Origin of the sequence: Dethiosulfovibrio peptidovorans, from assembly GCA_002748665.1 — a bacterium.
In the GTDB taxonomy this organism is placed as follows: domain Bacteria; phylum Synergistota; class Synergistia; order Synergistales; family Dethiosulfovibrionaceae; genus Dethiosulfovibrio; species Dethiosulfovibrio peptidovorans_A.
On the sequence record PDTB01000018.1, the window covers coordinates 65,391 to 88,344 of the forward strand.

The 22,954-nt window shown below is 57.3% G+C and carries 21 protein-coding genes; 12 read left to right on the plus strand and 9 right to left on the minus strand.

All coding sequences use genetic code 11. From position 1 onward, the window contains the following. The first annotated feature begins 22 nt into the window (after nucleotides 1–22). Entirely contained in the window at nucleotides 23–370 is a 348-nt protein-coding gene (locus tag CSA35_04085; protein ID PIE54804.1) for a hypothetical protein, read from the plus strand. Between the two features lie 109 nt (nucleotides 371–479). Here CSA35_04085 and CSA35_04090 read toward each other — a convergent pair whose 3' ends face one another. Then, nucleotides 480–1,670: an aspartate aminotransferase gene (locus tag CSA35_04090; protein ID PIE54805.1), complete on the minus strand. Its 1,191-nt coding sequence runs from the start codon at nucleotides 1,668–1,670 to the stop codon at nucleotides 480–482. A 179-nt stretch (nucleotides 1,671–1,849) separates the two neighbouring features. Here CSA35_04090 and raiA point away from each other — a divergent pair, with 179 nt between their 5' ends. The 11 genes from raiA (at nucleotide 1,850) to CSA35_04145 (ending at nucleotide 13,360) form a co-directional block, all read left to right on the plus strand. Then, the gene (raiA, locus tag CSA35_04095; GenBank protein ID PIE54806.1) at nucleotides 1,850–2,401 is read left to right on the plus strand and encodes a ribosomal subunit interface protein; all 552 of its coding nucleotides are present in this window, start codon (nucleotides 1,850–1,852) and stop codon (nucleotides 2,399–2,401) included. Between the two features lie 66 nt (nucleotides 2,402–2,467). Further along, the gene (locus tag CSA35_04100) at nucleotides 2,468–2,812 is read left to right on the plus strand and encodes a hydrogenase expression protein HypD (GenBank protein PIE54807.1); all 345 of its coding nucleotides are present in this window, start codon (nucleotides 2,468–2,470) and stop codon (nucleotides 2,810–2,812) included. Beyond that, nucleotides 2,812–3,474 (plus strand): hydrogenase accessory protein HypB, encoded by a 663-nt coding sequence (gene hypB, locus CSA35_04105; protein ID PIE54878.1) that lies wholly within the window; start codon nucleotides 2,812–2,814, stop codon nucleotides 3,472–3,474. Before CSA35_04100 ends, hypB begins: the two co-directional genes overlap by 1 nt. Beyond that, nucleotides 3,471–5,432, plus strand: coding sequence for an ATP-dependent DNA helicase PcrA (locus tag CSA35_04110; GenBank protein ID PIE54808.1), 1,962 nt, complete (start codon nucleotides 3,471–3,473; stop codon nucleotides 5,430–5,432). The genes hypB and CSA35_04110 overlap by 4 nt, the downstream gene beginning before the upstream one ends. Next, nucleotides 5,359–6,273, plus strand: coding sequence for a dephospho-CoA kinase (coaE, locus tag CSA35_04115; GenBank protein ID PIE54809.1), 915 nt, complete (start codon nucleotides 5,359–5,361; stop codon nucleotides 6,271–6,273). Before CSA35_04110 ends, coaE begins: the two co-directional genes overlap by 74 nt. Then, complete coding sequence (locus tag CSA35_04120) at nucleotides 6,270–8,882, plus strand: hypothetical protein (GenBank protein PIE54810.1); 2,613 nt, start codon at nucleotides 6,270–6,272, stop codon at nucleotides 8,880–8,882. The genes coaE and CSA35_04120 overlap by 4 nt, the downstream gene beginning before the upstream one ends. Nucleotides 8,883–8,907: 25 nt before the next feature. Beyond that, nucleotides 8,908–9,507, plus strand: coding sequence for a site-2 protease family protein (locus CSA35_04125; protein ID PIE54811.1), 600 nt, complete (start codon nucleotides 8,908–8,910; stop codon nucleotides 9,505–9,507). 13 nt (nucleotides 9,508–9,520) lie between these two features. Beyond that, nucleotides 9,521–10,303: a 5'/3'-nucleotidase SurE gene (locus CSA35_04130; protein PIE54879.1), complete on the plus strand. Its 783-nt coding sequence runs from the start codon at nucleotides 9,521–9,523 to the stop codon at nucleotides 10,301–10,303. Between the two features lie 66 nt (nucleotides 10,304–10,369). After that, nucleotides 10,370–11,416: a threonine synthase gene (locus CSA35_04135; GenBank protein ID PIE54812.1), complete on the plus strand. Its 1,047-nt coding sequence runs from the start codon at nucleotides 10,370–10,372 to the stop codon at nucleotides 11,414–11,416. Continuing rightward, complete coding sequence (thrB, locus tag CSA35_04140) at nucleotides 11,413–12,330, plus strand: homoserine kinase (protein ID PIE54813.1); 918 nt, start codon at nucleotides 11,413–11,415, stop codon at nucleotides 12,328–12,330. Before CSA35_04135 ends, thrB begins: the two co-directional genes overlap by 4 nt. Before the next feature lie 196 nt (nucleotides 12,331–12,526). Next, the gene (locus tag CSA35_04145; GenBank protein ID PIE54814.1) at nucleotides 12,527–13,360 is read left to right on the plus strand and encodes a branched-chain amino acid aminotransferase; all 834 of its coding nucleotides are present in this window, start codon (nucleotides 12,527–12,529) and stop codon (nucleotides 13,358–13,360) included. Between the two features lie 93 nt (nucleotides 13,361–13,453). On the opposite strand, the gene CSA35_04150 is transcribed toward CSA35_04145, so the two are convergent. The 8 genes from CSA35_04150 to CSA35_04185 are packed head-to-tail and all read right to left on the minus strand — an operon-like array spanning nucleotide 13,454 to nucleotide 22,953. Beyond that, nucleotides 13,454–14,476 carry an aldo/keto reductase gene (locus CSA35_04150; protein PIE54815.1) on the minus strand — a complete coding sequence of 341 codons (1,023 nt, stop codon included), beginning with the start codon at nucleotides 14,474–14,476 and terminating at the stop codon, nucleotides 13,454–13,456. Nucleotides 14,477–14,515: 39 nt separating this feature from the next. Then, a complete protein-coding gene (gene purE / locus CSA35_04155) occupies nucleotides 14,516–15,037 on the minus strand; it encodes a 5-(carboxyamino)imidazole ribonucleotide mutase (GenBank protein ID PIE54816.1) in 522 nt (173 codons plus the stop codon). Then, entirely contained in the window at nucleotides 15,034–16,341 is a 1,308-nt protein-coding gene (locus CSA35_04160) for a phosphoribosylamine--glycine ligase (GenBank protein ID PIE54817.1), read from the minus strand. The genes purE and CSA35_04160 overlap by 4 nt, the downstream gene beginning before the upstream one ends. Nucleotides 16,342–16,347: 6 nt before the next feature. After that, nucleotides 16,348–17,874, minus strand: coding sequence for a bifunctional phosphoribosylaminoimidazolecarboxamide formyltransferase/IMP cyclohydrolase PurH (locus CSA35_04165; GenBank protein PIE54818.1), 1,527 nt, complete (start codon nucleotides 17,872–17,874; stop codon nucleotides 16,348–16,350). Continuing rightward, nucleotides 17,871–18,461, minus strand: a complete 591-nt coding sequence (locus tag CSA35_04170; GenBank protein ID PIE54819.1) for a phosphoribosylglycinamide formyltransferase — start codon at nucleotides 18,459–18,461, stop codon at nucleotides 17,871–17,873. Before CSA35_04170 ends, CSA35_04165 begins: the two co-directional genes overlap by 4 nt. Further along, on the minus strand, nucleotides 18,458–19,450 hold the full coding sequence (locus CSA35_04175; GenBank protein PIE54820.1) for a phosphoribosylformylglycinamidine cyclo-ligase: 993 nt from the start codon (nucleotides 19,448–19,450) through the stop codon (nucleotides 18,458–18,460). The genes CSA35_04170 and CSA35_04175 overlap by 4 nt, the downstream gene beginning before the upstream one ends. Beyond that, entirely contained in the window at nucleotides 19,431–20,804 is a 1,374-nt protein-coding gene (gene purF / locus CSA35_04180) for an amidophosphoribosyltransferase (protein ID PIE54821.1), read from the minus strand. The genes CSA35_04175 and purF overlap by 20 nt, the downstream gene beginning before the upstream one ends. Nucleotide 20,805: 1 nt before the next feature. Continuing rightward, nucleotides 20,806–22,953 carry a phosphoribosylformylglycinamidine synthase II gene (locus tag CSA35_04185; protein PIE54822.1) on the minus strand — a complete coding sequence of 716 codons (2,148 nt, stop codon included), beginning with the start codon at nucleotides 22,951–22,953 and terminating at the stop codon, nucleotides 20,806–20,808. Nucleotide 22,954 lies beyond the last annotated feature (1 nt).

Below are 22,954 nucleotides of genomic sequence, written 5' to 3' on the forward strand. Positions count from 1 at the left end.
CGAGGGAAGGGAGAGAGTGTCTATGAGGAGAAGGTTGAGGACGATCAGTGCTCTGCTGTTGGTCATACTGTTGGCGTCTCCTTGTTGGGCGTCTTTGCCCCGAAGCGGCCACGTGGACGGAGTGTTCGGTCTTCGGTGGGAGAAACCCCACGTCAAATCGGGGCGGCTGTACCTGACGGTGATGAACGATAACGCGCTTTTTCAGCCCCTTCAAGCAAGAGTGTCTCTAAACGATGGAGAAGGAAAGAGCGTTGCTACGGCGGTCTTCGACGTGGGAATTCCCCCAAAGTCGTCGCTTCGGGTGTATGGAGTGCTTGAGAACATCGGAGACCTGGAGACGGTCGAATCTTTCCGTTGGGTTGTCCAGTGAGAGCCTGAACCCGAGCATTTCCGTTATATGCGAGGTAGTACCGGACGGTACACATCCCGGTACTACCTCGTTCTTTCGCCTGTATATGCAGAAGATGTGAGAAAAACCTCTAGGAAAGGGACTTCAGGAAGGTCTCAAGCCGATTCATCCCCTCGGTGATCTCGTCCGTGGAGTTGGAGTAGGAAACTCGAATGAATCCCGGTGCCAGGAAAGCGCTGCCCGGTACCACGGCAACGTAGGAGGATTCCAGGAACTTCTTACAGAAGTGAACGTCGTCGGCGATGACCTCGCCCTCGTAAGCTTTGCCCAGGCATGGTCGGATGTCCACCAGGACGTAGAAAGCTCCCTGAGGTTCGGTGAAGGAAACCAGAGGCATGGCGTCGATGAGTTTCAGAATAAGCTTCCGCCGGGCAGCAAACTCCCTGTGCATGGCCTTTACGTCATCCTCGGCTTCGCGGAGGGCTCCCAGTGCGGCGTACTGAGCGATAGAGCAGGGGTTGGAGGTCAGGTGTCCCTGAATGGCCCCCACCTTTGAGATGATGTTCGAGGGGCCCAGAGCGTAACCGATGCGCCAGCCTGTCATGGCGTATGCCTTGCTCACACCGTTCACGATCACCGTTCGATCCCGAACCTCGGGGACCAGAGCGACGATCTGATGATGCTCCCCGTCGCCGTAAACTAGACATTCGTAGATTTCGTCGAAGATGAGGATCAGATCCTTCTCTATGGCCAATTGTGCCAGACCGACGAGGGTGTCACGGTCGTAAACGGCCCCCGTAGGATTGTTCGGGGTGTTGACCATGATGCACTTTGTCTTTGTATGAATTGCCTCTCGAACCCGTTCGAGGTTTGGTACGGAGTCGGTGTCCGATGTCTCGACGACGACCTCTTTTGCGCCGCAGAGCCGAATCTGTTCCACATAGCTTACCCATGCGGGAGCAAACACTATCACCTCGTCCCCTGGGTCAACCAGGCAGCTTAAGGCCTCGTAGAGGAGTATCTTAGCTCCTGCCCCCACGACAACCTCCTCTGGACGATATTTCAGGCCGAATCGCTCTCGGTAGTACCGACAGATCTCCTCTCTAAGCTCGGGGATCCCTGTCCCCGGTGTGTAATGGGTGTGACCGGCCTCCATGGCCTCTTGGGCGTAGCGAAGAGCCGATTCCGGTGATGTGAAGTCGGGCTCACCAGCTCCGAAAGAGATCACCGGTTTCCCCTCCCGTTTCATCGTTTTGGCTTTGGCTACTACCGCTAAAGTAGCTGAAGGTTCTAAATTGCTGGCTTTCGTGGAAAGAATCATATCGTCGTTCATCTCCTCCGTAGGACTGTGTATATCAAACCCATTTAAACAAAAAAAGGGTGGAAAATCTACAAGGGATATCGTCCTTTCGTCGAAAGTCGTTTATACTTATTATACGGACGTGACGATACACATGTTGTCTGTCGACATACCAGAGTTGGAGGAAGGAGGAAGTATAAATGGACATTCGTTTCGTAACTCGCAACACCAATCTGTCCGATGAACTGAAGGAATACATGGAGAGGAAACTCTCCAAGCTGGAGAAATTTTTCCCCAAAATCCTGGATAACCAGGTTGTACTCAACCTCACCCGAGGCATCCATGTCGTCGAGGTGACCTCCAACGTCAACGGAGTTATCATGAGGGGGGAAGAACGAGACAGCGATCTCAGAAAGGCTTTCGACATCGCGCTTAAAAACCTGGAAAGGCGGATCCGGAGGCATAAGAAATATCTTACCGACCGTGCCCATCTCAAGACGCACGATATCTCGTTCAACTTGGACGGTGTTCTATCTGATGTGTACCAGCCAATGGAGGAGGAGCAGCAGGAGGATATCGTCAAGGTTAAGAAAGTTCCCCTGAAGCCTATGAGTTCCGAGGAAGCCTGTATGCAGATGGATCTTTTGGGGCATTCCTTCTTTATCTTTGCCAACCCCGACGATGGGGCTGTGAACGTGGTGTATAAAAGGAAATCCGGAGGGTACGGCCTTCTTGAGCCTGTGACAAAATAGTCGTTGTCATCCCAAAGGGGCCTTGGCGGCCCCTTTTCGTATTTTGCCGATGAAGGGAGTACGGGCATGCACGAGATGTCTCTGGTGTCGGCTCTCCTTGACTCTCTCCAGGAGATGAAGGAGGCCCATGACTGGAAAGCTGTCATCTCGGTTACCTTGAAGGTCGGAGCCATGAGACAGGTGGTCCCTGAGACGATGATCTTTGCTTTTCAGGTCTCGGTTCGGGGGACTTCTCTGGATGGTGCGACTCTGGTTCTGATTCCCGTACCTGTTCGGTTTTTCTGCGCGGCATGCGGTGCCCGATGGGGCCGGGAGAAACTGGGCTATCTCTGTCCGTCCTGTGGGGGGATGGACGTGGTGCTGGAGCAGGGAATGGAACTTGAGCTGGATTCTGTGGAGGTTGAGGAATGATGACGACGAAAAAGATCGACGTGCAACAGGCTGTCATGGCCGAAGACCTGGGCTATGCTGAGAGAATCAGGCAGGGTCTTGGCGTAAAGGGGGTCCTCATGGTCAACCTTATTGGATCGCCGGGATCTGGAAAGACGACCCTCCTGGAAAAAACCCTGGGGCGAGATGGTCTTCGAGCGGCGGTGATCGAGGGAGACGTGGCTACCGATAGGGATGCTCAGCGGATTGAGGCTACGGGGACCCCGACCATCCAGATCAACACAGATGGCGGCTGCCATCTGGAGGCTCACTGGGTAAACGATACCCTGGACGAGTTGCCCCTCGACGAGCTGGATATCGTCTTCGTTGAGAACGTGGGGAACTTGGTATGCCCAGCCGAGTTCGATATCGGCGAGGACCACAAGGTGGCCATCTCATCGGTTCCTGAGGGACCGGACAAGCCCATGAAATACCCCCTGCTGTTTACCGAGGCTTCGGCGGTGATACTGACCAAGACGGATTTGTTACCGCATGTCCCTTTCGATCAGGACCTTTACTGGGATGACGTGATCAAGCTCAACCCCAGGGCGGAGCGTTTCGGCCTGTCCTGTCTCTCCGGTGACGGGATGGAACGGTGGCCTGATCTCTTAAATCGGTGGCTTCGAGAGAAACGGAAGGGATGATCGAGAACCGTATTCTCGGCCCCCTCAACCCTCGTCAGAGGGATGCTGTCGCTCACGAGGGGAGTCCTCTTTTGGTCCTTGCCGGGGCGGGAAGCGGCAAGACCAGGGTGCTGACCAGCAAGGTGGCGTGGCTGATCGGACGAGGGATACCGGCCTGGCGGATTCTGGCTGTGACCTTCACCAACAAGGCCGCTCGTGAGATGAGGGACCGAGTGGAGTCCATGGTGGGGCCGGACGGCCAACACAGCCAGGTCTCGACATTTCATTCTTTCGGTCTTCATATGCTCTTTCGAAACAGAGATATCCTTGAGGTACGAGGATACCGCCCAAATTTCGTGGTCTTCGACCGAAACGACTGCCTGTCTCTCGTGAAGAAACTCATGAAAGAGCACGGGCCTCTGCCAGAGGAGACCGAGCCGTCCTGGGTTCTTGAATGTATTTCTCGGGGCAAGGTCGCGGCCGATCCGACCACCATGAAGCCAATTCTTGACGATTTGGTGAGCGACCTGTACGATCGATATCAATTATCTCTTAAGACTCAGGGAGCCTTCGATTTCGACGACCTCATCCTTATGCCCCTTCATCTTCTCACGACCGATGGAGAGCTTCTTGAACGAGAGCGGGGCCGTCTCGACTGGATCATGGTGGACGAATATCAGGACGTCAACCGTCCCCAGTTCACCCTGATCAGACTTTTGAACGGAGGATCGCCCAACCTTATGGTCGTAGGCGATCCAGATCAGTCTATTTATGGATGGCGGGGGGCCGATCTATCGGTTATCCTTGATTTCAAGAGTCATTTCCCCGGCGCGACGGTGGTGCTCCTGGAGCAAAACTACCGATCGTCCGGGACTATTCTGGAAGCTGCGAACTCCGTGATCGGTAACAATCTCAACCGACCGAAAAAACGCCTGTGGACCGATAGAGATGGCGGTGAGCTCATCAAAATCGTATCTGCCGGAGACGAACGGGACGAGGCCCATATGGTCATGAACGCCGTTGAATTCCTGATCGACCGGGGCTACCGATATTCCGATGTGGCGGTTCTCTACAGGATGAACGCTCTGAGCCGGAACTTCGAGCAGGAATGTATGAGACGAGGTGTGCCCTATCGGGTCGTCAAAGGAATGGCCTTCTATGATCGGAAAGAAATCAAGGATGTAGTGTCGTATCTCCGTCTTGCCGTCAACCCAAGAGACACCAGTGCCCTGGAGAGGATCGCAAACGTCCCTGCCCGAGGATTGGGGGCTAAGGGACGTGCGACCCTGGAGCGGTTTCTCGTTTCCTCTCCTCTGGATCCCCGCTCCCTCTGGTCGAAGGTGGCCGATGAAGGCTGTGGTCTCAAAGGTAAGGGCGGCACCGGGGCGTGCTCCTTGGCTGGGCACATGCTGGCTATTCTCGGTTTTGACGGCGATCTGAACGCCTCGGTCTCATATATTCTGGACATCGTTGGATATGGGGCGTATCTGGATAATGCCTACCCCGACCAGGCCGAGGAGCGACGAGAGAACGTCATGGAGCTCACGTCCCTGGCACTCCGGTCTCAGACCCTGGAGGATATTCTGGCGGAGATTGCCCTCTACACCGACCAGGAACTGGCAGTCTCGGTGAATGGGGTGAACCTCTCGTCCCTTCATGCTGCTAAAGGTCTTGAGTTCCCCGTGGTATTTATGGTCGGCATGGAGGAGGGAATCTTCCCTCATAGTCGGGCCCTGGACGGGGCCGGCGACGACCTGGAGGAAGAGCGGCGACTGTGCTACGTGGGCATGACCCGAGCTGAGGAACGCCTGTATCTGAGTTACGTCACCTTTCGGAGACTTTTCGGATCTATCATGCACAACGATGCGTCCCGGTTCGTCTGGGAGATCCCGAAGTCGTGTCGGGATGTGGAGGTACGAGGAAAGGGAGGTACGCGTCATGTTCGTTTTGGGGGTTACCGGGGATATCGGGGCTGGTAAGTCTACAGCAACGTCCATCCTGGCCTCCATGGGGGCCAGGTGCTTTGACGCCGACTCCTTTGTTCGGGAGCTCTGGACTCGGTCGGAGCTCTTGGATGCCGTTCGGGAACGGTGGGGGGACGGTGTTTTGGACGATTCTGGCCGAAGTATTCCGTCGGAAATATCGAATCGTTTTTTTGAGGACGAGGTGGAGTATAGATGGCTTTGCTCCCTCGTGCATCCCATGGTACGCAGAGAGATTGAGAGGGCTTTGACCTCGGAACGAGGGTGGGTTGTCGTCGAGATACCCCTCCTGTTCGAGAGCGCCGTTCCCCACTGGTGCGATATGACCTTGTACGTGGCGGCTTCTCAGGAGGTTCGGATAGAACGTAACAGGGGGCGCTTTTCCCAGGAGGAGTTGGAGCGTCGGGAGCGGTTCTTGCTGCCATCCGAGGAGAAACGTTCCCTGGCCGATCTGGTCCTCTGGAACGACGGAACTCCGAATGATCTGAGACGTCTCCTGGAACCTCATGGTCTTCAGATGGCCCGTATGGGATCGGTCTGTGCCGTCACGATGCAGTGTTCGTTCAGAAACGAGGCCTGTCGCCTCATTTCGTCACTCCTCCGGGGTCGGCTGGCCTACCAGGCTCGCCTGATCCGAGTGGAAACGGCCTACACCGGCTATGACCAGTTTCTGACGGAAAACTGGGAGGTCAGATTATATACTCTGATTCATCTGGTTCGGGATATCCATGGCGTCGCGGCGAAGGAGCTGAGGAGGCTTCCGACGCCTATGGTCGTGACCGACGTCTTTCGGGCCGACCCTCCCTTTATGCGAGCCGTCGGTGAGGCCTGTCGTTGAAGATCATCACCAGTCATGTCGGCAGTGACTTCGATTCTCTGGCCAGCATGGTTGCCGCTGGGAAACTCTATCCCGACGGCGTCCTTTGTTTTTCCGGTTCGGCGGAACGGAACGTCAGGGATTTCCTGAAACGGCACAGAGATCGATGGTCCGTATTGACGCCCCGGAAAATTCCCATGGATGAGGTTACCCAGCTGATCGTTGTGGACACCCGCTCAATTCGTCGGCTGGGAGTCCTATCCCCTTTGGTAGGGCGTCCCGACGTAGATGTTCACGTCTACGATCATCATCCGCCCTGCGTCGATCCGATCCCGGCCTCCTTCAGCCTGATCGAGCCATTGGGAGCGGCGGCGACCCTTATCCTCGAGGAGGTCCTTCGTCGTGGCCTCGTCCCTACCCCTCAGGAGGCCACCCTGTTTGCACTGGGGATCTATGAGGATACAGGCGGGCTGATCTTCGGCGGGACAACCGACAGAGACTACGATATGATGTGTCGGATGCGATCTTTTGGGGCCGATCTGACCCTCATCCCCTCGGCCGTGGAGTCGGGGATGTCCAGCCAGGAACGGCGAATGCTGGATATTTTGGTGGAAAACGCCTGGGAGCGCTATGTGGCCGGAGCACGGCTGGTTCTCACCAAAGCTACGGTTCAGGACTACGTCGAGGGGCTCTCCCTGTTTGTCCATCGGCTTCGGGATTTTTTCAGCGCCGACGTCGTCCTGGCAGCGGTCCGCATGGAGGGGCGGACCTACGTGGTGGCCCGAAGTCGTCAGGATATTCTGGACGTGGCGGCCCTTCTGAAACCGCTTGGCGGTGGAGGCCATCCTCAGGCGGCATCGGCAACCGTTTCTGACCGGGTGCCGAGCGATGTTCTGGATGAGCTGGAACGCTGCATGGAAGGGCGCATCGTCTCGGCCATCACCGTGGCCGACGTCATGACGAGTCCGGTTATGGCAGTGGACGAGGACAGCTCGGTGAACGACGCCTACCGGACCATGCTTCGCTACGGTCATTCCGCTTTGCCCGTCACCAGGGCTGGTGGGCTGATCGGTCTCATTACGAGGAAGGATCTGGATAAGGCCCAGCTTCACGGGTACGGTGAAGCCACAGTGGGGACCTTCATGACCGAGGGCGTCATTTCTATCTCATCCCAGGCGTCCGTCGAGGAGGCCCATCGATCCATGGTCTCCTATAATATCGGTCGTCTGCCCGTCCTCTACGGGGGAGAGCTTCGGGGTATCCTCACGAGGACGGATCTTCTGAGAGCCCTGTATCCGGCCTCGGTTTCCACGGAGTATCGAAGCGTGGGCGGCGAATATCCCTGGACGGAGAATCTGGCATCTTTGCTGGACGACGGCCTTTCTCCGTCGGATCGTGCTCTGATCGAACGGATGGGGCAAAGAGCTCAGGAGCTGGGAATGAGCGTCTATGTCGTTGGGGGATGTGTCCGAGACCTTTTGCTTGGGCGGTCGGTGATCGACCTCGATCTTGTTATAGAGGGGGATGTTCCAGCCTTCCTCCGATCCTGGGAGAGGGAAGGAGCCCAGGTTTCCGTCCATGAGCGTTTCCAGACTGGGACGGTTCGCTTCTTATCAGGACGGAAGGTGGACGTAGCGGCGGCTCGTCGGGAGTTCTATGAATTTCCCTCAGCTCAACCCACGGTCTCCAGCGATTCGTTGAAACATGATCTGTACCGGAGGGATTTCACCGTCAACGCCATGGCACTGGCTGTGGATCGACGGCGGTGGGGGACCTTGTTTGATTATTTTGGGGGACGTCGGGACCTGATATCGAGAAAGCTTCGAACTCTCCATAACCTGAGCTTCGTGGAAGATCCCACCCGAATCTTTCGGGGGGTTCGTCTGGAGCAGCGACTGGGGTTTGAGCTGGACGACAACGCTCTTCGGTCGCTGAACAACTGCGTTCATGGTGGTCTGTGGGCCGGGCTCTCTGGATATCGGCTCCGGTCGGAGATCGAGCTGTCCCTTCTTGAGCTCCGTCCGTGGCCTATCGTCCGCCGTATGGCCGAACTTGGCCTCTGGGAGCCTCTCTTCCCGGGGATTCGAGTGAATCTTCGGGTCTCTCAGGCTCTCCGGCGTCTCTCGATCGCGTTGCGACGGCTTGATCGAGATCTCATCCCAATGGGAGATGATCGATGGATCGCCGCCCTGGCCTGTCTCTTCCGGGAGAGCCCCGTCGACCTGTGCTCTCGGGCGGCCGATCGACTCAATCTGCGTACCCGAGAACGAGTCATCCTGGAGGATTGTCTCAATGGATTAGGTCCCTCTGAGGAGTCAATCGGTGGGAGGATGGAGAGGCCTTTTTCCTTGCTTGTGCAGAACCTGAGGACGCACTCTCCGGTAGCCGTCCTTTTCTGGGCTGTCGCCACTGATCGGTGGCGTTTCCGTCGTCGGCTTTTTCTGTACCTCACCAGGTTGGCCAAGGTGGCTTCTATGCTCTCTGGTGGTGATCTCCTGGATATGGGGTATCGGGAGAGCCCCGAGATGGGGCAGATTCTAGAGGAGCTTCTTCGAGCTCGACTTGACGGAGAAGTGGATACCAGGGACGATGAGATCCAGTGGGTTGTGCGTCGATTTCAGAGAACGTGAGAGAATGAAGGGAGACTATGAACACATGTCACGACAGATAGCCGATATCCTGCTTACCTTGCCCGCCGTGCTGTGGGCCATATCATTTCACGAATTCTGCCACGGATGGGTGGCCTATCAATTGGGGGATCCCACAGCACGAAATGCCGGTCGGCTTACGTTGAATCCCCTCGCGCATTTCGATGTAATTGGAGCTCTCATGCTACTGATCTTCCACTTCGGATGGGCCAAACCGGTGCCCGTCGATCCCCGGTATTTTGGGAAACCCCGCCGGGATATGGTCCTGGTCTCGGTGGCCGGTATTGCCGGAAATCTCCTGAGCGCCACGGTGACAGCTCTGATCTTGCATCTTATCCCCGGTCCCTTCCTGGCTATCCCCGCTCTGGGACGGGTCATGATTCTCATGGTGTACGTCAACATAGGACTGGCTGCCTTCAACCTCATTCCCGTTCCTCCCCTGGATGGCTCCAAAATCATCTATCCTCTGCTGCCGAGGCAGTGGATGCCCGGATGGTTCTTTTTGGAGCGTTACGGCATTTTTATCCTGTTGCTTCTGGTTGCTACTGGAGCCATCGGGGCTATCATGCGACCCATAATGGTCCTCTTTCTGAGGCTTATCCTGTAATATGGAAACTCTCATGAATCCCCTTGTGACGAACGACGACGGCGTGTACGCTCCGGGGATCTCGATTCTGACGGCTGCCTTGGCGCGGGAAGGGCTTAACCCGACGGTTGTGGCTCCTGATCGGGAGAGAAGCTCGGTTGGGCATGCCATCACTTTGACCCGTCCCCTTCGTGTATGGCCCGTGACGGGTAGAGTCTACCCAGCAGATGTCCCGGCCTACTGCTGTGATGGGACGCCGTCGGACTGTGTGGTCCTGGGAGTAGACGAGGTTGCTCCTGAGACAGACTGGGTAATCTCAGGGATCAACAACGGCCCCAATCTGGGAGACGATCTGACGTATTCGGGGACGGTCTCCGCTGCCATGGAGGGCACTATCTTGGGGCGACACGCTCTCGCCGTGTCCCTGAATTGCCACAGGGAGCACGAGGATCGCCGTTATGAGGACGCTGCGGAGATCGTTATTCGACTTCTGAGATGGGTGAGTCGATCACCGATCCCGTATGGTGTTCTCCTGAACGTCAACATCCCTAACCTTCCTCTGGCCGAGATGAAGGGGATCAAGGTTACCCGCCAAGGCAAGCGGGAGTATGCTGATAAGGTGACGCCCCTCACCGACCCTTTTGGTCGGGCATTCTATTGGGTTGCAGGTCGTCCCGAGGACGATCTGGTGGAGGGAAGCGATGTCTGGGCTGTGGCTCACGGTTTCGTATCCGTGACACCGGTCCATATGGACATGACCCATTACGATACCATGGCCTTGCTTCGTGATGGTGGTGTTGAGGGAGAGATGTTTTAGCCTCCACACCGGAGTTTTTGATACATCCTGTAAAAACGGGAGACCCTTTTTCTGGAGGTTTTTGTGATGACTCAGGGCATATTGCGACGATACGGCGATCACCTTCCACTTACGGATCAAACTCCAGCTCTCTCGCTCTGTGAGGGAGACACGCCGTTGATCCCCTTGTCCAATCTGGGGAAAAAACTCGGCATTGACCTGTACGCCAAGTTCGACGGTCTCAACCCCACAGGGTCCTTCAAGGATAGGGGGATGGTGCTGGCTGTGGCCAAGGCACTGGAGGTCGGTTCCAGATCGGTGATCTGTGCGTCAACCGGAAATACCTCGGCGTCGGCGGCAGCCTATGCGGCTCGGGCGGGGATATCCTGTTATGTGCTGCTTCCCGCCGGTAACGTGGCCTTGGGAAAGCTGGCACAGGCCATGGCTTATGGGGCCACCGTCATCCCTATCGAGGGCAACTTCGACGAAGCTCTCGACCTGGCCCGTCGAGGTGCCGACGAACTGGGCATGGCTATCGTCAACTCGGTCAACCCCTACAGGCTTCTGGGCCAGAGAAGCGCGTCGTGGGAGATCTGCGACGAGATGGGGAATTCTCCCGATTGGCTGGTCCTTCCCGTCGGGAACGCCGGCAACATCACGGCCTACAGGGAGGGATTCGAGTACTACGCCGCCCTTGGCCGATGCTCGGGGCTTCCCTGTCTCGTGGGCGTCCAGGCCTGCGGAGCGGCTCCTTTGGCCCTGGAGCGGGAGTTTCCCAACCCCGAGACGGTCGCTACGGCGATCAGGATCGGGCGTCCGGTTAACGGAGACAAAGCCAGACGTGCTGTTGCTGACAGTGGAGGATTTTTTCTGGCGGTCGACGACGATGAGATCCTGGAGGCGCAGCAACTTCTGGCGAGCTCGGACGGTGTCTTCGCCGAGCCGGCTTCCTGTTCTGGCCTGGCAGGGCTTCTGCGACTTCAATCTCAGGGCGAACTTCCTGAGAAGCTGAAAGTCGTCATGGTCCTTACGGGCAACGGTTTGAAGGATCCCGATGCGCCTCTCTCCCGGATAAAACCTCCCAAACCGCTCCCCGCTGACTGGGGGATCCTTCGGGAACGTTTTTCGTCATGATCTCCGTTCGGGTTCCGGCCACCAGCGCAAACCTGGGATCGGGGTATGACGTCGCGGGACTTGCCCTGACGTTTTACAACGAGTTTCACATCCGGGAGACCCTCCCAGTTGGCTCCTATCGTCTTGAGATCGTTGGAGAGGGGGCCAAGGAAGCTCAAAACCCCAGAACGAACGGGGTTATCCTGGGGTATGAGGCTGCCTGTCGTGAGTGGGGCATGACCCCACCGGGACTGGATCTCCTGAGCCTGAACTCCATCCCGTTCTGTCGGGGCCTGGGAAGCTCGTCGTCAGCGATCGTCGGGGGGGTCATGCTGGCTAACGAGCTTCGGGATATTCCCGTGCCCAAAGAGGATCTCCTGCCCATTATGGTCGCCCTGGAGGGGCACCCCGACAACGTGGTTCCTTGCTGTCTTGGGGGAATGGTGATCAGCTGTTGGGATGGGGCGAACCTTCGATACGTTCGTTTCCCTCGGGAGAGCTCTTCACCTGCCGTTGTGGTGGCCGTTCCCGATGTTCGAGTGCCCACCCCTCAGGCACGGACAGCTCTCCCCAGGACGGTGTCCATGGAGGACGCTGTGTTTAATCTTGGGCGCTCGGCCCTCCTGGCGGCTTCCTGGGGCACTGGACAATGGGATAATCTCTCATGGGCCATGGAGGATCGCCTGCATCAGCCTTTTCGCTCCGAGCTCTTCCCCGGTGGTCGTGAGATTCTGGAGGTCCTTCGGGAGAGCCCCGAGTGTGATGGGGTTGCCATCAGCGGTTCTGGCTCGACCATGCTGGCGTTTACCAGACAGTCGCCCGAAACCATCGCTCAATCCATGCGCCGTATCTTTGCCGAAGCTGGGGTCCAGTCCCGATTTTTCGTCCTGGACGTGGACGACGATGGGGCAGTGATCGACCGAATGTCGCCATGATAGCTTTGGATCATCTCCCGTATCAGGATGATCCTTACGAAGGCACTTTTGTTTTTGAGCTCACGACGGAAGATACATCGATATAATTTAGTCATTCTGTCGTGTGTGTGTTGAGTCGTAGTTCTTAGCATGACGTAGTCTTGGCTGAAACTATGTTGTAAATATAATTTCATCGTGATCCGAGAGGATGATAAGAGTGAAGATCTGTTATATGGATGGCGTTTTTATGCCTTTTGATCAAGCGGTTCTCCCCGCATCGGATCACATCATCCTTCGGGGGATCGGTGTCTTTGACTTGGTCAGGACCTACGACCGTCGTCCCATGATGATGACGTATCACCTGGAGCGACTTCAGCGGTCCGCTCTGGCCTTGGGAATTCAGAAATCCATGAGCCTTGAGGTCATGAAATCCATCGTTCGGGATGGTATTGCTCGTGTGGACGGAACCGGGGAGGTCCTGGCCTGTTTCTACATCACCGGTGGCGATCGATTTGTCGATGGCTGCAGCTTCCCGCAGCCTCGACACTTCGTGACTTTTGAGGAGCTGTCCCTTCCCGATGAGAAGCTCTATGCTCAGGGAGTTCGGCTTTTTCCTCTGGATCGGGAGCGACTCATGCCCTCGGCCAAGAGCATCGACTACAGCGCTGCCCTGGCGAAAAATAGCGCAGATCCCAAAGCCCTGGAAGTCCTGTACTGTCCTGGAGGCATGATCACCGAGGCTGGACATAGCAGCTTTTTTCTGGTTAAGGACGATATCGTGATTACAGCACCGGACGATCAGGTCCTTGCCGGGACGACCCGATCTCTCATCATCCAGCTTCTTGAGGAAAGCCGTATTCCTTTGGAACGACGTCCCCTTAGATTAAGCGAGGTGCAAGGTTCTCAGGAGGCGTTCATAACTGGATCGGTGAAGGAGATTATGCCGGTGGTCCAGGTTGGAACGATCACCGTAGGTTCCGGTATCCCCGGTCCCGTGTCTGCTCGGATTCGAACTCTCTATAGAAAGAACATCCCTCGGTGGCTGGAGTGATCGCCATCATCCTGGCATTCTCCAAGGTGGAATCCGTTTGTAGACGAGAACGGGTCTTTAGAGCCCCGATTTTTGGTTGAAGGTCCCTGTCAATTAAAGGTCGTGATGGGTTTGGTAGAAGGATCGATAGAAGGCCAGGTTTTTTTGGAGCAGCGCCGGGGTATCCAGTCCGTAAGGACAGCGGCTTGAGCATTGGCGGCAAAGGATGCAGTCCTCGATCTGCTCCATTTTTTTTCTCCATTTCTCGGACATGAAAGGACGCCAGGGCATTCGGCCCAGGAGAAGGGACATTCGGGCTGCTTGCGGAATGTCGATTCCCGCTGGGCACGGAAGACAGTAGCCGCAGGAGCGACAGAAGTCTCCGGCCAGATCGGTTCGATCCGTTTCGATAGCCTGCCAAAGATCCGACAGCAGAGGGGGCGATGCCTCCAGCTTGAGAAACTCCTCAAGCTCAGAACGTCTCTGGATGCCCCAGATGGGGACCACGTTTTCGAACTGGCGTAAGAAAGCGAAGGAGAGCCGGGCATCTGTTACCAGACCTCCCGACATTCCCTTCATGGCGATAAATCCCACGTCCAGGCGGGCACACAGGTCAACCAACTCCAGGTCTTTGGGGGCACTCAGATGGTTCAGAGGGAACTGAACAGTGTCGTATGCTTTAGACTGAACTGCCTCCATGGCTCGATCCAGGCTGTGGTTTGTGTAGCCGATGTACCGGACTTTCCCCTGCTCTTTGAGGAGAAAAAGCTCGTCGTACATTCCGTCCTCTCCCCCCGGTAGATACACTGTCTTGGGGTTATGAAATTGAAGGATGTCCACCCAATCTGTGCCCAGAGCCTTCAGGCTCGTCTCCACGTGGAGGCGAAGCTCTTCCGGAGTTGTGCTGTGGCTTTTGGTGGAAATGACAACTCTGTCCCGAATGTCGACCAAAGCCGCGCCGAGCTTGTCCTCGCTGTCGGTGTAGGATCGGGCCGTGTCAAAATATGTGATCCCTTGATCGTATGCCTCCCGGATCAGGGTGACCGCCTCTGCCTTGGGCAGTCTCTGGATAGGAAGAGCTCCAAAACCGCTTCTCGTTACCGTCAAATTAGTCCGTCCCAGTCTCATGGTGTCCATAGAACCATCCCCTCTCGTCCTGATTATAGCCTTAAATGGTTATTCCTGGGCGAAGGCCTCCTGAGGAGCGGAGGGAGATTTCAGATCGGACCGGCTTTGCCGAACCTTTTCTGCCTGTTTTTTTTGGAACGTGTCCAAGCGGGATCGAACGTCTGGGTCCGTAAGGGCGACCATACGGGCGGCCAGCAGGGCGGCGTTGCTTCCTCCATCCACCCCCACAGAAGCCACGGGGATGCCTGGAGGCATTTGGGTCATCGAATACAGAGCGTCGATTCCTCTCAAAGCTCCTGCCGAGACCGGGAGACCAACTACCGGCAACGTGGTGTGAGCTGCCATGACCCCTGGAAGGGCTGCCGACATGCCCGCCACCGCGACGATAACCGAGAGCCCCCTCTTTTCGGCGTTTCGAGCATATGCCTCCACGTCGTCAGGGGTTCGATGAGCTGACGCTACGGTTACTTCGTAGGAAATACCGAGCGTGTCCAAAACCCCTGTCGCCTTTGCCGCCATAGGTTCGTCGCTGATTGAGCCCAGGACGATGCCGACCATCACGTTTTTCATCTCGAGTTCTCCTCTTTTTTGCGTGTTGTATCCCCGGGGTGAGCTATGTTCCCGGCGATGTCCCGTCGAAACCATCCGCCGTCAAAGGTCACCAGGGATGCCCCATTCAGGGCCATTTGACGGGCATCACGAATGGAGCCTCCCATCCCTACCACGGAGAGCACTCGTCCTCCAGTTGTCATCAGGACACCGTTGTTCATGGCTGTCCCTGCGTGAAACGTCAGAACCCCTTGAGCTTCGGCTTCGTGCATTCCCCGTATAGTTTTTTCGGTTTTATAGTCCCCTGGATAACCTTGGGATGCCATAACCACGGCGACGGAATATCGGTCATGTACGCCCCAGTGAGCAGAAGAGAGGTCAGAGTTAGCACAGGCAGCGCATACGGCTAGCCAGTCTTTGCTGAAGAGAGGCAGGAGAGCCTGAGTCTCGGGGTCTCCCAGGCGAACGTTATATTCAAGAACGTCGATCTTTCCGTCGGGAGAGATCATGAGACCGGCATAGAGAGTCCCCCGGTAGGGAATGCCGTCCTCGGCAAGGCCTCGGATAGAGGGGGCCACCACAGTTGACTCGATGGCATCCATCATTACTTGATCCACCCACGGGACTGGGGCATAGGCTCCCATGCCGCCAGTGTTGGGGCCCCTGTCTCCATCGAAAGCTCTCTTGTGATCTTGGCTTGGAGGCATGAGCTTCCAGGTCTTTCCGTCGGTGATGATCATGACCGATACCTCTCGGCCGATCAGGCCATCCTCAATTACGACCCTTTGTCCTGCTTCGCCCAGGGTGTGTCGTTCCAGAAGATCTTGACAGACCTCCTGAGCTTGCGAGATAGTCTCGAGGATGAAAACCCCCTTGCCTCCAGCCAGCCCATCGGCCTTGACCACATAGGGCGGTTGACGGCAAGACAGGGCAGCGTTGGCCTCACCGATGGTGTGGCATATTTGAAATGGGGCGGTGGGAATGGCGTGCCGGGACATGAACTCCTTGGCGTAGGCCTTGCTTCCCTCAAGAGTGGCTCCTTGTCTCCCGGGACCGAAGACGCCGATTCCGTTGGCTCGAAGCTCATCTGCTACCCCGGCAACCAACGGTGCTTCAGGGCCGATGATCACCAGGTCGATGTGATTTTTTCGGACCACGTCAAGAACGGCTTGATATCTGCAAGGATCTCCAGGGTGACACGGACCTAAATGGGCGATCCCTGGGTTACCCGGCATGCCGTGAATCTCGGTACATAGAGGGGATTTAGAACATGCCCAGGCCAGAGCGTGTTCCCGGCCTCCGCCACCTAAGATAAGGACCTTCATGACCTATCAGTGCCTGAAAGTCCGGTGACCGCTGAGAAACATCGATATTCCCAGCTCTTTGGCTTTTTCAGTCACCTCGTCGTCTCGGATGGAGCCCCCGGGTTGAATGATGGCTGTGATACCCGCCTGGGCAGCCCGTTCCAGTCCGTCGGTAAAGGGGAAAAAAGCGTCCGATGCCATGACAGCGCCTTTTGCTTTCTCTCCTGCCTGCGCAACGGCGAAGTCCACGGCAAAGAGCCTGCTGCAAAACCCCATCCCGATTCCGACAGCCGCACCGTCCTTCACGATAGCTACGGCGTTGCTCTTGGAGATGGCGGCCACTCGCCAGGCCAGGAGTATCTCATCCCACAGCTCCGGTCTCTCGGAGCCTACCCATCGACCGGAGTTTGGGGATGGGGGCGTGGGGAGTCGATCCTCCTGGATCAGGACGCCGCCCCATGTGCCGGTAATTTGGCATTTCATGGGGCGACCACCTCTCCATCTGACGATGCGCAAGGAGGGCCGCCTGTTCGAGAGATATTCGAGAGCTTCGGAGGCTATATCGGGAACTACCAGAACCTCGATGAAGTGTTCTCCCATTGCCTGAGCGGCTTTCAGGTCGACGGTTCGAGTGACTGCGACGACTCCTCCGTAAGCTGACAGGGGGTCGCAGTCTCTGGCTCGGTGATATGCCTGGAGCACTGACTCTCCCACGGCCATGCCACAGGGCGTGGTGTGTTTCAAGATAGCAACCCCTACGTCGTTATGCATGATGGCCATGGCCCTGAGGGCACCGTCCATGTCCAGGATGTTGTTGTACGACAGGTGGGTGCCGCTCAGCTGTTCCCAAGGCTGTTGAGCGAGAACGGAGGCATACAGGGCTGCCTTCTGGTAAGGGTTTTCCCCGTAACGGAGTGGTTGAACTTTATCGAGGCACATGGGCATGTGAGCAGGCAGTCTTTCCTCTTGGATTCCCAAGCAGTCTCTCAGTCCTGTTGTAATCATGGTATCGTATCGGGAAGTGGAGGCAAAGGCCTTGAGGGCTAAGTTTTGCCTCGTTTCCAACGACACATCTCCCCGATGTTCGAGTTCCTCAAGCACGGAGGTGCAGTCCGACAGGTCGGAGATCACGACGACATGGATGTAGTTCTTGGCTGCAGCTCGAAGAAGAGTCACTCCGCCAATGTCGATCTGTTCCGTGAGCTGGTCCAAATCGGCACCCGATTGAAGTGTCTCCTCAAAAGGATAGAGCGAGCAGACCACCATGTCTATGGTGGGTATCCGATGGCGCTCGAGGTCGGCCATGTGTTCCGGTCTGTCCCGTCGCGCCAGTATGCCTCCTGCTACGGTGGGGTGGAGGGTCTTGACACGGCCGCCCAGCATCGCTGGAACACCGGTAAGGTCCGAAATTTCCTTGACGGAGACACCAGCCTCGGTGAGGGCCGCAGCGGTTCCAGAACTGGAGATAATCTCCCACCCCATACTTTGGAGCTTTTGGGAGAAGCTTCCGATACCATCCTTGTTGTAGACCGATATCAACGCCCGTTTCGTCATGCCGATTCGTCCTTTCTGGGGGCAAGGCCCCCTGAAAAAAGGCCTCGGAGGGCCCGCCAGTAGAGCCGATGTTCCGCCCGGTGGATACGCTTCTCCAGGGAAGTTCGGTTGTCCTGAGGGCGAACTCGAACCGGAAGCTGGGCCACGATAGGGCCGTGGTCCACCATCGCGTCTACCAGGTGGACGGTGACCCCCGTCACGGTGACCCCCGCATTCCATGCGTCGTCGATTCCGTGAGCGCCAGGAAAGGAAGGAAGGAGCGCCGGGTGAATATTCACGATGCGTCCTCGGTGTCTGGAGACGAATTTCGGAGAGAGAACCTTCATGAACCCAGCAAGGACGAGCCAGTTGAGATCATGAGCCTTCCACAGTTCCTCAAGCCGTTCCTCGGCCTTGTGACGACCTTTTTCGTAGGAGAGGACGTGCGTCGGAACCCCCCTGATCTTTGCCCGATTCAGACCGGACGCCGCAGGGGTGTCCGCGCCAACAAAGGCGGTTCTGGCGTCCAGTTCACCGCTGTCCATGCGGTCCATCAATGCCTCCATGTTGCTTCCGGTGCCCGAGATGAGTATGGCCAGAACCGTCATGCCACCGTCCCCATGATGATAGCTTCTTCCCCTGTCTCGTTCAGAGTCGATACGAGTCGGTTCAGATTCTCTTTCCCAGTTGTCAGGACGAAGCCGATCCCCAGGTTGAACACCCGGCGCATCTCGTCCTCGGCGACGCCTCGGTCGGAGATATAGGTAAAGATCGGTGGTCTGTCCCAACTGCCGTAGTCGATCATCGGGGACAGGCCCTCCGGCAGGGAACGAGCGATATTTTCCTCCAGTCCGCCTCCTGTGATGTGGGCCATGGCCTTCACGGCCCCCGAGGACAGGGCTGCAGCAGCAGCGTCGGGGTAGAGACGAGTTGGCCGGAGCAACGCCGTTGCCAGGGCTTCGCCCAGCTCAGGAACGGGGTGGTGCAGGTCTCCTGTCAGCTCATCGGCAAGAGCTGAGCGGACCAGTGAGTACCCGTTACTGTGGATCCCCGAGCTAGGTAAGCCGACCAGCACATCGCCACGAGTTACCGTGGAGCCATCTACCAGGTTCCGCTGGTTCACCAGACCGACGGCGAAACCTGCCAGGTCGAACCCCTGCGGCGGGTAGGTGCCGGGCATCTCGGCGGTCTCCCCTCCAAGAAGGACGCATCCTGAGAGGCGACAGGCCTCAGCCACTCCCTGGATCACCGGAAATAACCTCTGGGAGTCCAGACGGCCACAGGCAAGATAATCCAGAAAAAACAAGGGGCGAGCTCCGCAGGTAATCAGATCGTTGACGCTCATGGCCACCAGGTCCTGACCAAGCCCCCGGACGACCCCGGCGGAAGTCGCGATCTCCAGCTTTGTCCCCACTCCGTCACAACAGGCTGCCAGAAGACGCCCCTCTCCAAGATCATAGAGTCCGTTGAAACCGCCGATACCGCCTACGACGCAGGGATCGATGGGTTCGTTCAAGAGCATCCGTCCGATGTCTTGGACCCATCGATTCCCCCCGTCGATGCTCACTCCTGACTCTTCATATGTCCAGTTCTTCATAGTCCTCTCCATCCTCCATATAGTTGCCGCTGAAACAGGCGGTACAGACCTCTCGATCAGGAAGACCGATGGCCTGCAGCAGGTCTGCCTCGGTCAGGTAGGCCAGCGATTTTGCGCCAATCTCGGCGCAGAGAGTCGCTTCGTCGGATCGGGCGGCAGCCAGCTCCTCCCTGGTCGGCGTGTCGATGCCATAATAGCAGGGAAATCGAACCGGGGGCGACGAAACTCTCACGTGGACTCCCTGGGCTCCGTAGTTCAGAAGAAGCTCTACCATTCGCCGGGACGTGGTTCCCCGAACGATGGAGTCGTCAACCACGGCCAGTGTCTGTCCCTGAATGACCTCTCGGACGGGGTTCAGCTTCTTGCGAACTCCCAGCTCCCGGACCCTCTGGGTAGGTTCGATAAACGTTCGTCCCGAGTATCGGTTTCGCACGATGGCCTTTTCGTAAGGGATACCGGACTCCTGGGCGTATCCCATGGCTGCGACCGTACCGCTGTCTGGCATACAGGCCACGCAGTTCCCATTGCAAGGTGACCGGCGTGCCAGAAGTCTCCCCATTTCTTTTCGTACCTGGTACACTGACCTGCCAGAGAGAACGCTGTCGGGGCGGGCAAAGTAGACGAACTCGAAGGAACAGAGAAACCGCCGCTTGGGCGTAACGGGGATTCGGAGGGACCGCAGTCCCTGATCGTCGACCACCAGAATTTCTCCTGGTTCGAGCTCTCGAATCATGGAGGCTCCCACGAGGTCCAAGGCGCAGCTTTCCGATGATACGTAGTACACGTCATCCCGTTGTCCCAGTGCTAATGGGCGGAATCCCCAAGGATCCCGGGCTGCAACCAGGCGGTTTTTTAGTGCGACAGCCAAGGAATACGCACCTTTGAGTTTTTTGAGCGAATCTGCCAGAGCGTCCAGTTCCGGCTTGTGGGGTTGGTGAGCCATGAGGTGCAGGACCACCTCTGTGTCGGTGGTCGACTGGAAGATCGCACCTCGGTTCTCCAGGTACTGTCGAACTCTGGACGCGTTGGAGAGGTTACCATTATGGGCGATAGCAACCGGTCCTCGACAGTAGTTGGCCGCGAGAGGCTGGACGTTGGCTGTTCTTCCTCCCCCCGTTGTTGAGTACCGAACGTGACCGATAGCTGATCGGGCCGGTATAGTTGCCAGGTCAGCCTGATTGAGGGCTAAGTGAACGAGCCCCTGTCCTTTACGGGTTCGGATCTGGTCGTTGCCGTCAATCCAGGCAACCCCTGCCGACTCCTGCCCTCGATGCTGAAGAGCGTAAAGCCCCAGGTACACCTCCTCCAGCACCGGTCGGCCTGATAGGGAGAAGGCCCCGAAAACTCCGCACACCTTAGAGTCCCCACCGTTCTTGGAGCACGAGCACCGATATATCCACCAGATTCTCGACGATCAGGCTGTCTCCCTCAACGATCCCGATCTCTGCGTAGGGGAACCCCTTCCATATGGAGCGGAATTTATCGATCTGGTCGGTCGGGACCGCATACAGCGCTCGTGGGCCTCCTTCTCCGAAGAGCACGACATCTCGTCTGGTAGTGGTTGGGAATCGAACCTGAGCTCCCAGGGTGCCCAATATGGCCTCCTGAGCGAGAGCCATGACCAGACCTCCTCCGGAGATAGGACGCCCCGACGTGGCGGCCTGAGTGTGGGCGGTATGTATCGCCCGTTCTGCGAACTCTTGTTCGGAATCGGAGACGAACTCCGTAGGGCGCCCCTTCAGAATGCCATGATGTTCCATCAGGTACGACCCGCCGTCCAGAGCGGGGGTAGTCGTCCCTACGAGAAAGAGCCTGTTTCCCTCGCTCCATCGGCCACTTGAAAGAAGCTCATCCCGGCCGTGGAGGAATCCCACCATGCCGATCAAAGGGGAGGGGAGTATAGGGCCTCTGGAGGTCTCGTTGTACAGACTTACGTTTCCCGACACCACGGGACAGCTCAGGGCCGAGCACGCATCGGCCAGCCCTCGAACGGATTGTTCCAGGGCCCAGAACTGATCTGGTCGCTCGGGGGATGGGAAGTTCAGGCAGTCAGTGGCTCCGGCAGGCCGTGCTCCGGCGACGGCCAGGGCCCGGCATGCTCTGGCAACCACCTCGGCAGAGCCACGATAGGGATCGAGAGAGCACAGGAGGGGACGTGCCTCCATGGTCATGACGGCCAACCGAGACGATCCCTCGATCCGGATGACGCTCACGGGGCTTCCGGGGCCGGTCACCGTGTTAGTCTGGACCATGGAGTCGTACTGCTCGTAGATTTCTCTCCGGGATTGGTGGGACGGCGAGCTCAAGAGATCGAGGATGGCCTCGTTCCAGTTTTCGGGTTGAGGAATGGAGTTCAGGTCCAGCGTCCATCGATCTTCCAGGTCGGAGGGGCGCTCGGATGCCCAGTGGATCTCGGGACAGTCGCTCCCAACCACGGAGGCGGGCATATCGGCTGCGACCTCTCCCTTCCAGAGGATGCGATATCGGTCTCCCTCCTCGGTTTTGCCGATGACGGCGCAGTCGAGCTCCCAGTGGTTTGCCACCTCCATAACCGCTTCCACCGATTGAGGCTCGACGACCAGAAGCATTCGTTCCTGAGATTCGGAAAGAGCAATTTCCCATGGCTCCATCCCGAGAGCTCGAAGTGGAACGGCGTCAAAATTCAGGGTCATGGACACGCCGCTCTTGGCAGCGATCTCGCTGGATGATGACAGTATTCCAGCAGCTCCCATATCCTGCATGCTCACCAGAAGGCCCTGATCCCTGAGGGAGAGACATGCCTCAATGAGGAGCTTCTCCGCGAATGGGTCTCCAATCTGAATAGAAGGTACTCCTGATCGGTCCTCGGCCAGCTCAGATGATGCAAAAGCCGCTCCGGCTATGCCATCCCGCCCCGTCTTGGATCCCAGAAGGAGGACCACTTGGCCTGGTTTTGCCGTCTGAGAGCGGACTAACCGATCCGTTGGTGCCACACCGGCACAAAAGGCGTTGACCAGAGGGTTCCCGGTATAATCACGGTGATAGGTCGTCATCCCTCCTATTGTCGGGACTCCCACGCAGTTGCCGTAGCCGCCGATTCCCTTGACGATCCCGTCCGCCAGGGCACGGGAGCTCCTGTCGTCCGGTGTGCCGAAAAACAGACCGTCCATGAGAGCTACGGGGCGGGCTCCCAGAGCCATAACGTCTCGAATGATACCTCCCACACCGGTCGCTGCTCCTTGATAGGGAGCTATCGCGGAGGGGTGATTATGGCTCTCGACCTTAAACGCCATAGCCATGCTGTCACCGGCGTCGACGACACCGGCGTTTTCACCAGGCCCCATGAGCACTGACGGGCCCTCTGAGGAGAAGAGTCGAAGCAGGGCCTTGGTCGATTTATAGCTGCAATGCTCCGACCACATAACTCCCATGATCCGAAGCTCCAGCTCGTTAGGCTCTCGACCGAGACGGTCCACCAGAACCTCGTATTCCTGAGGGCGTAGGCCCGCCTGAGATGGTTTCATA